Source organism: Sphingobacterium sp. IITKGP-BTPF85 (assembly GCF_001006065.1).
In the GTDB taxonomy this organism is placed as follows: domain Bacteria; phylum Bacteroidota; class Bacteroidia; order Sphingobacteriales; family Sphingobacteriaceae; genus Sphingobacterium; species Sphingobacterium anhuiense.
Genome location: NZ_ASZT02000020.1, coordinates 21,302 through 34,093, shown reverse-complemented (window position 1 = coordinate 34,093; position 12,792 = coordinate 21,302). Strand labels below are relative to the sequence as shown.

General features: G+C 36.1%; 11 protein-coding genes. 1 reads left to right on the top strand and 10 read right to left on the bottom strand.

The features are described 5' to 3' along the window. Positions 1 to 20 precede the first annotated feature (20 nt). From L950_RS06170 to L950_RS06160, 3 genes are all read right to left on the bottom strand, one after another. Positions 21 to 1,625, bottom strand: a complete 1,605-nt coding sequence (locus L950_RS06170) for an ABC transporter permease (RefSeq protein ID WP_052764330.1) — start codon at positions 1,623 to 1,625, stop codon at positions 21 to 23. A gap of 243 nt (positions 1,626 to 1,868) precedes the next feature. Further along, on the bottom strand, positions 1,869 to 2,162 hold the full coding sequence (locus tag L950_RS06165) for a helix-turn-helix domain-containing protein (protein ID WP_021192029.1): 294 nt from the start codon (positions 2,160 to 2,162) through the stop codon (positions 1,869 to 1,871). 275 nt (positions 2,163 to 2,437) lie between these two features. Continuing rightward, complete coding sequence (locus L950_RS06160; protein WP_231576923.1) at positions 2,438 to 4,759, bottom strand: ABC transporter permease; 2,322 nt, start codon at positions 4,757 to 4,759, stop codon at positions 2,438 to 2,440. Positions 4,760 to 5,389: 630 nt separating this feature from the next. On the opposite strand from L950_RS06160, the gene L950_RS06155 reads away from it, so the two are divergent. Then, positions 5,390 to 6,061: a hypothetical protein gene (locus tag L950_RS06155; protein WP_021192026.1), complete on the top strand. Its 672-nt coding sequence runs from the start codon at positions 5,390 to 5,392 to the stop codon at positions 6,059 to 6,061. A gap of 124 nt (positions 6,062 to 6,185) precedes the next feature. On the opposite strand, the gene L950_RS26010 is transcribed toward L950_RS06155, so the two are convergent. The 7 genes from L950_RS26010 to L950_RS29565 all read right to left on the bottom strand — a co-directional run bounded on the left by L950_RS26010 (position 6,186) and on the right by L950_RS29565 (position 12,745). Further along, positions 6,186 to 7,631: an ABC transporter permease gene (locus L950_RS26010; RefSeq protein WP_084825387.1), complete on the bottom strand. Its 1,446-nt coding sequence runs from the start codon at positions 7,629 to 7,631 to the stop codon at positions 6,186 to 6,188. Continuing rightward, on the bottom strand, positions 7,628 to 8,590 hold the full coding sequence (locus tag L950_RS26005; RefSeq protein WP_052764328.1) for an ABC transporter permease: 963 nt from the start codon (positions 8,588 to 8,590) through the stop codon (positions 7,628 to 7,630). The genes L950_RS26010 and L950_RS26005 overlap by 4 nt, the downstream gene beginning before the upstream one ends. A gap of 71 nt (positions 8,591 to 8,661) precedes the next feature. Continuing rightward, positions 8,662 to 9,372, bottom strand: coding sequence for an ABC transporter permease (locus tag L950_RS06145; protein ID WP_021192025.1), 711 nt, complete (start codon positions 9,370 to 9,372; stop codon positions 8,662 to 8,664). After that, complete coding sequence (locus L950_RS06140) at positions 9,330 to 9,644, bottom strand: hypothetical protein (RefSeq protein WP_156169562.1); 315 nt, start codon at positions 9,642 to 9,644, stop codon at positions 9,330 to 9,332. The genes L950_RS06145 and L950_RS06140 overlap by 43 nt, the downstream gene beginning before the upstream one ends. A 46-nt stretch (positions 9,645 to 9,690) precedes the next feature. Further along, positions 9,691 to 11,040, bottom strand: a complete 1,350-nt coding sequence (locus L950_RS06135) for an ABC transporter permease (protein WP_031289460.1) — start codon at positions 11,038 to 11,040, stop codon at positions 9,691 to 9,693. A gap of 38 nt (positions 11,041 to 11,078) precedes the next feature. Then, positions 11,079 to 11,840, bottom strand: coding sequence for an ABC transporter permease (locus L950_RS29570; RefSeq protein ID WP_052764327.1), 762 nt, complete (start codon positions 11,838 to 11,840; stop codon positions 11,079 to 11,081). Between the two features lie 20 nt (positions 11,841 to 11,860). Next, positions 11,861 to 12,745, bottom strand: coding sequence for an ABC transporter permease (locus tag L950_RS29565; RefSeq protein ID WP_410528098.1), 885 nt, complete (start codon positions 12,743 to 12,745; stop codon positions 11,861 to 11,863). Positions 12,746 to 12,792: the final 47 nt, after the last annotated feature.

The following is a 12,792-nucleotide window of genomic DNA, read 5'->3' as shown; positions in this document are numbered from 1 at the left end:
ATCAAGTTCACGTCTTCCATCTAACCAAAACGCGTTACCATTCTTTTTGCACCATCTATCGGAACCGGAAGATAGTCGCTAACGGAAATATGACTTACGGAGGGAATCGAAGTTAGTTCATTTTTAAATGGACCAAGCTGATCGCCTATTACATTTAGACCTCGAAGTACAATAACCTGATCCTTGTTAAATCCCAGATCTTTTTGCAGCATGTATTGAATTTGCTGATGACTGATCAATGACCCAACGATTAAAATAATCGATGTTGAAAATTGAAAAATGACTAAACCATTCCGTAGCAATGAAGGGTTTGCATTGTTAACCAGTTTATTTTTTAATGCCGTGATAGGTCTAAAACCAGAAAGATAAAGTGCTGGATATGTCCCTGCGATGCTACCGATTATAATAGCCGAAATCAATAAATAAGGTATAAAATACCACGTGAACCACGGAATTTCAATTGATTTATGAGCGATATTATTAAAGACAGGCAATAATAGGTGAGCGATGAGTATCGCTAAAAATAGAGAAATAAAGCTATAGCATAATGCCTCCGTCATAAACTGGCTGATTAGACTTTTTCGGTTAGATCCAATTGTTTTTCGGATACCGATTTCTTTTGCTCTAGTCGTGGCATTGGCAGTCGATAAGTTTACAAAATTGATACAAGCTATCAGTAGGATAAACAGAGCTACCGATGCAAAAGTCCACACCATGCGAATATCACCGCGATTTAGTGTCGATACTTGATCATCTTCGATATCAGATGAATGTAAATGAATGTCTAGAGCATTTTGAAGACTGATCTTAATTTGATGGACAATAGGTCCTATTTTTCTTCCCGCTTTTATCAGTTCCGGAATGTAATGGCCAGTGATGTAAATTTTATTAATCTCTTTTTCAACAAGATCTATATTTGCCTGTGGAGTCAGTTTGATATAAATCGTGTAATTATTGCTTGTCCATTTGTTCTGTTCACCAGGGTGAAATGGTTCTCCGGCCAAGGACATAAAGAAACCATATCCAGATAAGGTCGAATTACTGGGAATATCATCGATGACCCCTGTAATGGTAAAAGCCTTTGACTTATTGTTATTGAGATAGATCTGTTGACCAATAGGATTACCCTTAAAGTATTTAAGCGCTTTACTTTTGGTCAGCACAATGGTATTCGGTTTATCTAGAGCATGCTGTAACTGACCATATTGCATCGAGGATGGAAACATATCCAATATGGATTGGTCAATATAGACAAATCCATCATCATAATGACTATCGGGCAAATTATTAATCGAAAGCTGATTACTACCTGCTCCTAATTGCGGATTTGGGAGTATTCTCCCGGAGTTCTCTATGGCAGGAATTTCCTCTTTTAATGTTCTAGCTCCGGGAGCAGAAAGCGATACCCAGCGATTGATTTTATTTCCCTCTGGAGCTTGGACAATGAGACGATAAACACGATCCATTGACGGATAAGACTTGTTGTAGCTTATTTCATGTTTGATGTAGAGAACGATCAGTACGCAAATTGCAATACTAAAAGCAAATCCGCCAATTTTAATACTGGAATAAAACTTATTCTTTGAAATATTGCGCAGGGCAATTTTAAGGTTATTTACCAACATAACAACAGTATTTATTTACATAGCCATATCCTATCATGATGATAGTGGGGGCGTAACTTATAGATACAATTGTGTTGCCAAATAATTATATCACTGTTAATGAGTTTGTTGTGGTTGTTTTTGGTAGATTATATTTGTACGGAAATGAACAGTTTCCGTTCGCTTCCGTACAAATACTTTAGTCAGGATCTAAAAACCGATCGGTTATATTGTCATTGGACATGACCGATCATTTTATTTTTATTATTCAGGCTCTTTCAAGCGTAGGTCTTCACATAATTTAAGCATCATCTCATTTGGATCACTATCCGTTGCCAGAGCAATAAGATACATTTCATCTAACCGCAATTTTGCTGTATCATTCATCGTTAGTTCATTGATACGTGCTTTACTTAGTCCCGTCTTGCGTGCCACCATAGATTTATTGACGGATTTCTTTGCTAAAATCTCTCCAAGTTTTGTCATTATAATACTATTTACTGTCTGCTCATCTGTATAGATAAAAATACAAAATGTTGTATTTAAATATACAATCATTGCGAATATTGCCAGTTATTCGGTTTGTTTGTATAGAATATGTATATAAATAAATTTATGAATGAGAAAAACTTAAAGGAAAAACTGATAATTAGAAAAAACTTATGTTGACAACAAGGAAAATTTCTACATAAGAAGAATGTACATAATAAATGTTATAGTAAAAAAATGCCGGCTGTCCATCATCGAACAACCGGCATAACATAAACATATTAATCTCTTAGAAGAGATTTTAAACAAACACTAAAATCCTTTATTATATTTTATCACGAACCTTACTCATCGCGTAGACTATCTACAGGATTGGTTCGAATAACCTTCAACGTTTGGTAACTGATTGTAACGATAGCAATAAGGATAGCCGAAAAGCCTGCCAATAAAAAATATAACCAGTTTATCTCAATGCGATAGTTGAAGTCCTGTAACCACGTATCCATAGACCACCACGATATGGGAACAGCAATAACGATAGCAATGAATACCAGTTTTATGAAATTGCTAGATAGCAGTTTTAACAAACTAATACTACTTGCACCCAATACTTTTCGGATACCGATCTCCTTTGTACGCTGTTGAGTGATATATGTAGCAAGGCCAAATAAACCTAATGAGGCAATGAAAATAGCGATAAAGGCAAAGCTTGTAAAAATATTTTTTGTACGCTCAACATCCTGATATAAACTTTCAAAACCTTCATCTAAAAAACTATAATTGATCTTTTGATTGGGAGAAAATTTATCCCAGACTTTAGTAATCTGTGCAAGAGATTGATCTATATGACCAGTTTTAACTTTTATAGATAGGAGGGAAGGGCTGTTTCCAAGAGCTAAAGAAACTGGCCCAGACTCCTCTTTTAGCGATTCAAATATAAAGTCGTCCACCACTCCAATGATAGTCCAGGACTGACCGTTATTGATTTTGGCACCGATCGGATGTGTGAGTCCCAATTGTTCCACAAGCGTTTTGTTAACAATAGTAGCCGAACTGTCTGAAGCCAATTTGGGATTGAAATTGCGGCCTTCAGACAAGCGCAACTCAAATGTAGATAAATAAGTATCGTCAACAAGCCAGAATTGTGCTCCTCTACCAAGTTGTACATCTTTATTATCATCAAGTGCAAAGGAATTTCCATTTCGTTTCACACCATCAATAGGTACAGGAAGGTAGTCTCCCACAGAAACATCAGAAACGTAAGGAAGTGATTTTAATTCATTCTTTAGACTAGCTAGATCCTGAGATAAAGTGGTGATGCCACGTAATACGATGACCTGATCTTTACTGAAACCCAGATCTTTGTTTAAAATAAAATTAACCTGTTGATTGGCAATAAGTGCACTCACGATTAAAATAATAGAAGTTGCAAATTGAAACGTAACAAGGCCATTGCGTAATAACGAACTTTTTGGAGTAGAATCCTGTTTATTTTTTAATGCTGAGATAGGTTTGAATCCCGATAGGTAAAGTGCCGGATAAATACCGGCTAAACTTCCAATAAACAGCAAAGAAACAAGGAGTGTCGGAATAAAATACCAGCTAAATATTGGAATCTCTAAACTTTTATTAGCCAGATTGTTAAATAATGGTAATAAGATCCAAGCTAACAAAAGGCCGATGATCAGTGAAATTAAACTATAACAGATAGCTTCGACCATAAACTGACCAATTAAAGATTTTCTGTTTGAGCCAATGGTTTTACGAATACCAATTTCTTTAGCTCTTGTCGCCGCATTTGCGGTAGAAAGATTGATGAAATTGATACAGGCGATCAGTAAGATAAAGGCCGCAATAGATGCAAATGCCCATATCATCTTAATATCTCCCCGATTTAATATCGAGACTTTGTCATCGCGGATACCCGTAGAGTAAAGGTGTATATCAGAAGCATTTTGTAAATACATTTTTACCTGACGAAACCAAGGTTTAATGCTTCCACCTGCTTTTTGCGTCTCAGGGATCAGATGACCATTTATATATACTTTCTGAATAATACTTTGCGTTTGCTTGGGATCACTATTTTCTTTCAGTTTGACATACACAGTGTAATTTGTAGCCATCCAACTATTTTGCTCACCTGGATATAAAGGCTCACCTGCTAAAGACATGAAAAATGTGTAGCCATACAGCGTAGAATTGCTTGGGATATCATCGATAACAGCGCTAATCGTATAAGCCTTCGATTTATCATTGTTCAGATAAATCTGTTGACCTACAGGATTATCCTTAAAATATTTTGAAGCTTTACTTTTGGTCAGGACGATAGAATTTGGATTGTCCAGAGCATGCTCCAATTGTCCATAGATCATGGGTGAAGGAAACATTTCCAGAATGGATTGATCCACGTATACAAACCCATCATCATAGTAGTTCTCTGGTCCAGATCCCAATGTCAATTGATTACCTCCAGCCCCAAAAAGCGGATTAGGCAATATCCGACCGGATTGTTCCACTGCCGGGACTTCCTCTTTAATTACTTTTGCCGCTGGTGCGGTCAAAGATAGTCCTCTCATTACATCATCCCCATTCGGAATTTGTGATACAATACGATAGATCCGGCTTACATCTGGATAAAACTTGTTATAGCTCGTCTCATGTTTAATATATAAAACAATTAAAATGCAGATGGCAATACCAAAGGCAAAGCACCAATCTTAATACTGGAATACAGTTTATTCTTTGTGATATTCCGCCAGGCGATTTTAAGATTATTGATCAACATAATAATTGTTTTTATTTCACAGGGTCCTATCAATATAGTATGGGACATGCATCTGAAAACAATTGCATTGCCAAATATTTATGTATTTGATTTGTAGTTGTTTAGTTGTTTTTTCGCAGTTGAGGTTTGTACGAAAATGAACAGTTTTCGTTCGTTTTCGTACGAATGCGCTTTAAGATTTTAAAATATTCCTAGGCTATGTCCATTGTAAATATCGATTATGAGATTATAATGTTGATCAAAATTTTTCAATGAGATGTCTATACCAAGTTTGACTATTACTTATCATAAGGTTATTAATGAGTATTTTATCGCAGTTTCTCGAACTATAGTTATTGCTTTACCTAATCTACCAAAAATTCGTTGATTTTTGTTGTTATAAAAACATCATATACTATATTGTGATGTATAGATAAAATTATAAAATGAATTATTTATCTATATAATTGTTTTGAATTATACTATTAATAATGTTTCTTTGTATAGAATAACTATATAAACTTGTTGAATTATGGAAAAAACGGAATTCAAACCAATAATTAAAGTTTACAAGCGCACATGTAGAGAAAAAGAAACATACATTTACTACAGAATGCTTTTGCATCGTATTTCATGTCACTTATCACCTGAAGAAGTATCTTTCCTAATGGGAAAGCCTAATGATTATGTTAAAAAGGTAGAAACTTTTAAGATTAAATCGGTCCTTACTGTGGATCTGTATATCATGCATCTCTCTTTGGAGCTAGAGAGTATGAGTTGGATGTTTCAGATGGGTATTGTTTCTACAGACAAGGACACAGAGTTCGAACTGCATATTATTAAAATGGAGGATCGTGTTATTTATCAGATGCAGAAGTTTGATGTGGAATCGAATCAAAATGTCATCGAGTTTAAATTAATTGACATTCGGCATGATCTCGATCTGTATAATTCAACAGAGTCGGAATTAAAGGATATTAAGAGCTTGATTGATGAGCAGTTGGTTGCTGGTTATTTTAATGAAGAGAGAACTGGATCCGAGATTCATAAACTGTGCTGTAGTAAATTAGAAAAATACATAAAACCAAGAAATGTGATGATGACATTACAGCCCTTAATTGAACGTAAGGAAGGAATTAGAATAATAAGAAAGAAATCAGCTAACTTTTTTGTATTTGCTGTCGATTTAGGAAATAAGGATTGATAAATCAAAATGATGAGCAGAGTAATATTTTAAAAACTTTAAGCCGTAGGAGCACACCAATTATAAACCGTCCATCTCTCAGTCGGCTTACTTTTCTTATTTGCACCTCCTACGGCTTTGTTTTTTATTCATCCCTTAACTTCTCAATTGGATTGAATTTCGTAGCTCGGTATATAATACCTACAATCAGTGTACCCAGCAATAATGCTAAAAACCCCAATGGGAGCAGGTATGTCACTACGTCGATAACAATACGATTGTTATAATTCTGTAGCCAGACATTCATCATCACATAACTGGCAGGTATAGTTACCAATAAAGCCAAAATAAAAATAAGATAAAATTCCTTCGAAAAAAGTAAAATTAAATGCATCAAAGAAGCACCAAGCACTTTGCGTACACCCACTTCTTTATTACGCAGGTTGATGGATAATGTAATCAACCCGATGATGCCCAAGGCGACGATCAGTAAAGATGCAATAGTTGCAACCTGGGAAGCACGTTGCAATTGCAGTTCTGTTTCATATAATTTTTGGATGCGGTCATCTGTAAATTGATATTCAAACGGTGCATCAGGAAGGAGTTCTTTCCATTTTTTTTCCAAAGCCTCCATAGATGAAGACAAAGAACCATCCTTTAAACGGATACTCAAAAATCGGAATTGTGCAGATCTGGAAATATTGATCCACGCTATTGCCGTAGCTTCATCGTTCATGGAGTTTGGAACGAAGTCTGCTGTTACCCCAGATATCATGACAGGAACGTTAGCTTCTCCAAAACCGATTGTTCGGCCAATAGCCTCTTCCGCCTTTGTAAACCCTAAAGCGAGCAGTGCTTCCTTATTAATGACTACATCAGGATTTTGGTCATTTTGAGAACTGTTAGGATTTAAAAAATGACCCGCTAATAGCGGGATCTGATACGTTTTTGCAAAATAAGAATCAGACATAATGATCTTAGAGTGCACTGTTTTTTCCGATTTGGTATTGATAAGTATTTGATTATTACCTCCTATAAAGCCAGGGATCTCATAAGAAAGACTAATGGACTCTATTTGTGGAAGTCTTTGGAACTCATCTCGCGTCGTTTCCATCTTTTTAAGCCCCTGTTCGGTCCAGTCACGGGGTACCTGAACGTTCAATACCGATTCTTTATTATAGCCCAGCTCACCATTTATAAATAGATTAATTTGTTTCGATATAATGATTGTAGCCATTAGTATAATGACAGCGACTGCAAACTGTGTGAAGATGAGTACACGACGCACGGCCTGCTTGCCGTTACCTTGTGTAAACTTATTTTTCACAGACTGTAGAATGTCATTGCCTGAAAGTTTGATTGCTGGATAGATACCTGCTAAAAGACCAACAATACATGCAAATAAGAAAAGTAAAATATAAAAACTAAAAGGTAGTGCTGTCAACGATGGTAACTTGCGCATAAAGATTTCTTCAAAAATAGGACTTAAAAGTACATAAATAGGAAGACTGATCGTGACAGCAATCAGCATGGTTGTCATGTATTCGGCTATCAACTGGGAAATGATCTGTGAACGGGAAGAACCCATCATTTGCGAATCCCGATCTCTTTCAATCGGGTAATGTTTTGACTGATGGTGATATTGATGAAGTTAATGATGGCCATTAACAATACGAAGCCTGCAATCCATAATAAAGTAGCAATCATTTTGCGGACAGCTCCCTTATTATCATCTAAAAAGTAACTTTTCAAAGGCTTTAAATCCGGGGAATAGTTTGTTGAAAACTCACCATCCGTATTGCGCTTTACCAGATCCTGGATAGGAATAGCGAGTTGCTCAGGCGTAACACCTTTCTGTAGCTCAATAAATGATGCAATATAAGGGTTTTGCCAGTTGTCGATAGACCTTCCAAAATACGATTCACTCGCTATCGGTAAAAAAATATCAGACTTCATGGCGTCATTTAATTGCATGACGGAGTTTTGAGTATTTTCTTTGATTACACCTGTAATGGTGAAGGGTTGCTTATCGCCTTTGAAGTTTTTGATTTCAAGTGTTTGACCCAAAACATCTATTTTTCCAAAATACTTTTGAGCAGCTTTTTCGGTGATGACCACAGTGAAAGGCTTCGTTAATGCAGTTGTTGAATTTCCAGCAAAAACCTCAAAACCAAACATATCCAGTAATGTCGGATCGCCTAAAACTGTCCCTTCTTCAAATATCTGCTCTCCATGAGAGACAATACAGGTCAAACCGTCGATGCGGTAATAATTTGCCACCAATTGTGGATACTCTTCTTTTAAAGCTTTTGGCAAAGCACCAATACTTGTTAGTGGGATGCCGAAACCTTCTTTCTTATAATTACTTTGTAATATATATTGTTGCTCTTTGTTGCGAAGTTCACTATTGACCTGATGCACTTCCCAAACATATGCGCCGACCAGTATGACGAAAGTAATACTGCAGATCAACCCCAAAAGATTGATTAAACTTTCATACTTACGTTTTATGATATTGCGCCAGGCGATTTTGATATTATTCTTTAACATAGCTATATTTTTTACCGCAGCGCTAAGCTTCGGGTTTGATTATCTTATTTTGGGTTTATTAATCGCGTTACTTATTCATCCCGTAAACTGTCTACCGGATTTGCCCGCGCGGCTTTGAAAGATTGAAAGCTGATTACCAATAACGTAATCATGACTCCAAAGAGCAACGCTGAAGCAAAAATCCACCATGTCAGCTCAATTCGGAATGGAAAATCTTCCAGCCATCTATTCATCAAATAAAAGGCAATAGGCGTAGCTATTATACCAGAAATGATCATCCATTTAACGAAATCTTGCGTCAATAATTGAATAATTCCTGCTATAGAAGAGCCAAGAACTTTTCGGATACCAATTTCTTTGGTTCGCTTCAGAATAGTGATCGATAACAATCCTAAAAAGCCCATAGTGCTTATGATAACAGAAACGACCGCAGCGATCCAAATCAGTTTTTCAGTTAGTGTTTCTTTTGCATACAAATTAGCGATTTGTTCATCATAAAATTTATATTCAAATATTTCCTTAGGGTACCAATCCCTCCATTGCTGTTCAAATTCATGTATAAATTGCTGTGGATTTGTACCATTAAACTTGATGGCTATATTTTTTAAACGCCCCGCATTATAACCGATAACTGTCGGCGCTATCCCTTCCTTTAGAGAGTTTGTACTAAAATCAGCTACAACACCAACAATTTTTCCGATGCTTTCCTCATTTAATCCTCCCGCGTTAAGGCTTTTTCCTAAGATATCATATGGGTTCTCATATCCAAGATCCCTAGCCATTTTTGATTGATCAACTCCGGATTCTTGGGGTTATCATTAAAATTATGTCCAGCGACAAGTTTGATATTAAATGTTTTAATATATGAAGAGTCAGCAATAGCATAACGGGCAGGCCATTTTTCCCAATCTGACCGATCATCAAATTGAATAGTTCCTCCCCAAACTTTATCATTTGCTGGCGGATTATCACAAAAACTAAATGAGGTAATGTCAGGCCGTTTCGCAAGGAAATGCTTAATTTTTTCTTTGCTGGCAAACATTTCTTTTTTCATAGGAAAAAGGAATACCTGCTCGCGCTCAAATCCCAGATCCGTATTTTTAAGATAATGGACTTGAAGAATGATTACTAAGGTTGCGATCAGAAGTACCATCGCGATTACATTTGCAAAATAATGAAAGACTTTCTGGTGAAACTCCATGGACCATTGTCAGTTTTTTTAGAGCATCTTGGATAGGTGTCCTATTGACGAAAAGTAAAGGATAAACACTAGTCAGAAGAGCCGTGCAGATCCAGGTCAATCCGACAATACTAATCAGTGAACTAAAAGAAAGAATTGCTATAGGTTCATCTTGAAAAAGATATCCATTACTCCAGTTTAGGAAAATGCTTAATAAAATAAGTGCAAAAATAGTGGACAGAAAGGTCAATATTAAAGTCTCCAATAAAAACTGGTAAAAGAGTTGTTTCTTTGAGCTCCCTAAAATTTTTCTTACCCCCATTTCAACACTACGGTTCATCTGTTGAGCAAAAAGAATATTACTGTAATTCACGATTGCCATGATACTAATGCCAAGGGCAATAATTGACAATATCTGTAGTAGCGATTTTTGGGTACCTTTTCCATAGTCTTTATCAAAATGAAAATCGGTTAACGGAAGCAGTTTATAGGAATAATATTCTAGTACACTTTTATCATAATATTTTCCGACAAGCTCATGGATTGTTTTTTCTACCTGAACCTTATCTTCATTATTCCTTAAAGTCAATAAAATATTGTTGTTCGTATTTGTATAACCCCAATTATGAAAATAATCATCCTTGGTATCAATCTTAAAAAGTGTCGGAATCGATTTTAAGGAGAAGTAAACTTCCGATCTAAAGTCAGAATTTTTTCGACTATCATCGATAATACCAATAACTTTTATAGTAAACTCACCCTCAACTAGGATTGTTTTTCCTATTGCATTTTCATCTCCGAAATAAAGCTTAGCAGTAGATGCAGTAAGCGCGACAGTATTAGGCGCATCTAAATCTTTAGGATTCCCCTGTTTCCAGGGGAAATCAAGCATATTAAAGTAATTTGAAGAAGCAAAAGCTGCTTTTCCATCTGTTTTGAACTGTTTATCTTGGATTCCTATTGTGAAATCTTTTTTGTCAATATATAAAGCAGTTTTCTCGATCTGTGGCATTTCTTTCGAAATGGCCTCATACATGGCAAATGATCCTCCTTTTTCATGCTCAACCTGCTCCAGCTTAAGATCGTAAACAACCATGTAAGTCCGATCTTTTTGATGATGAAATTGATCGTAGCTAAGCTGATAGCTATTGTAAATATAAATGAACAAACCACATGCAATCGCTAATCCTAAACCAATAATTGTCAGAATTGAATAATACCGGTGCTTCAAGAGCTGCCTAAATGCTGTTTTAAAAAATAATTGAATCATTAGCTTGTTCTAAATTATTTAAAATATCTATTAAGCTGTTATTCATCACGTAGACTATTGACAGGATTTGAAAGAGCGGCTTTGATCGCTTGGTAACTAATCGTTGCCAAACTGATCAGAATAGCCATGAGGCCTGCAATAGCAAAATAATGCCATTGGATTTCAATGCGGTAACTATAATCTTTCAACCAGTCATTCATTGTCCACCATGCTATCGGTGATGCGATAAGAATTGCTATAAGGACCAATTTTAGAAAATCTAAAGAGAGCAAAGATGTTAATTGCCCAACAGATGCTCCCAATACCTTCCTAACAGCAATTTCCTTCATCCGTGTCTCTGCCATGTAGGCGATAAGAGCCAATAGTCCAAGACATGAAATAAAGATTGTTAATCCTGCAAATAGCATAGAAATTGTTCCAATGGATTGTGTCTCTTTAAATTTAGATTCGAAATTTTTATCAATAAATTTATAATCAAAAGGGTAGTCAGGATTAAATTTCTTGAAGATATCCGCTATCTTTTTTAGGTTTGTTTCGGTACTGTTATTCGGATTCAGTCGATAATGTATCGTTGTGAACCAGGATTTAGGACCAAGAATAATCATTGGCGCTATTTCGTCATAGGGTGAATCAATGATAAAATCTTTGATTACACCAACCACTGGCCAATTTTCGCCGTCGGCTTGAATGACTTGACCGACCGGGTTACTTAAGCGCATGGATTTTACAGCTGTTTCTGTCAGTAACACTGCATTGCTATCGGTCTTATACTTATATACATCAATATCACGTCCCGACATAAGTACGAATCCCAGGTTTTTTACTGCATCAGCATCGGTGCTGAAACGATTGAAAGATATTTTTTATCACTGTCGGTACTACCAGACCAGGAAAAACCCCATCCATTACTATAGCGATCGGTAACAGGAGACATATTTTTAGATACAAAAAGTACAGCATTGCTAGCCAGCAATTCATTACGTAACGTTAGATAATTTTTGTCTAATTCCCCTGAAAAACGGGTCGTTAATAAGCCATTGTCATTATAACCCCGATCCCGATCTTTCGTATACTGGATCTGTTGAAATATGATAATAGTTGCTATAGTCAGAATGATAGCGATCGAAAATTGAAGAATAACCAAAAAAGAACGTACACTGAGGCCTTTATTGTAGGTATTCAACTTTCCCTTAAGCGTTTTCAACGGTTTAAAAGAGGAAAGAAAAAATGCAGGATAGCTACCCGCTAAAACCCCTGTGATAACCGAGAAAATAATTAAAAAGAACCATGTACTACCGGAGAGTAAAGAAATATGAAGATTTTTCTCTACAAGATTATTAAATGCAGGTAGAACCAATATCACACAGACGATGGCCAATATCATAGCCCCAAAACTGATTAAGATACTTTCTACAATAAACTGTAGCATGAGGCTTTTGCGACCAGCACCTACAACCTTGCGGACCCCGACTTCTTTGGCTCTTCTTTCGGAGCGGGCTGTACTCAGATTCATAAAGTTAATACAGGCGACTAACAAGATAAATGCTCCAATCCAAGAGAATAAATGTACCAGTTGAATACGACCGGCCGTATATGACCCATTGATGCTTTTATTGTATAAGTAGGTATCTTTATAGGGAAAAGCAAAGATCTCATTCGTGGACTTGATTTCATTGTTACCTACATTGATATGATTTTGGCTCACGAGTTTTATTTTATCATTGAACTCCTGTAAGGATGTTCCCTCCTTCA

Excerpts from the sequence above, each read along its gene's own strand:
- L950_RS06140 (WP_156169562.1), bottom strand. The coding sequence starts at position 9,644 with ATGAAAAAAGAAATGTTTGCCAGCAAAGAAAAAATTAAGCATTTCCTT.
- L950_RS06135 (WP_031289460.1), bottom strand. The coding sequence starts at position 11,040 with ATGATTCAATTATTTTTTAAAACAGCATTTAGGCAGCTCTTGAAGCAC.
- L950_RS26005 (WP_052764328.1), bottom strand. The coding sequence starts at position 8,590 with ATGTTAAAGAATAATATCAAAATCGCCTGGCGCAATATCATAAAACGT.
- L950_RS06145 (WP_021192025.1), bottom strand. The coding sequence starts at position 9,372 with ATGGCTAGGGATCTTGGATATGAGAACCCATATGATATCTTAGGAAAA.
- L950_RS29570 (WP_052764327.1), bottom strand. The coding sequence starts at position 11,840 with ATGTCGGGACGTGATATTGATGTATATAAGTATAAGACCGATAGCAAT.
- L950_RS26010 (WP_084825387.1), bottom strand. The coding sequence starts at position 7,631 with ATGATGGGTTCTTCCCGTTCACAGATCATTTCCCAGTTGATAGCCGAA.
- L950_RS06155 (WP_021192026.1), top strand. The coding sequence starts at position 5,390 with ATGGAAAAAACGGAATTCAAACCAATAATTAAAGTTTACAAGCGCACA.
- L950_RS06170 (WP_052764330.1), bottom strand. The coding sequence starts at position 1,625 with ATGTTGGTAAATAACCTTAAAATTGCCCTGCGCAATATTTCAAAGAAT.
- L950_RS06165 (WP_021192029.1), bottom strand. The coding sequence starts at position 2,162 with ATGATTGTATATTTAAATACAACATTTTGTATTTTTATCTATACAGAT.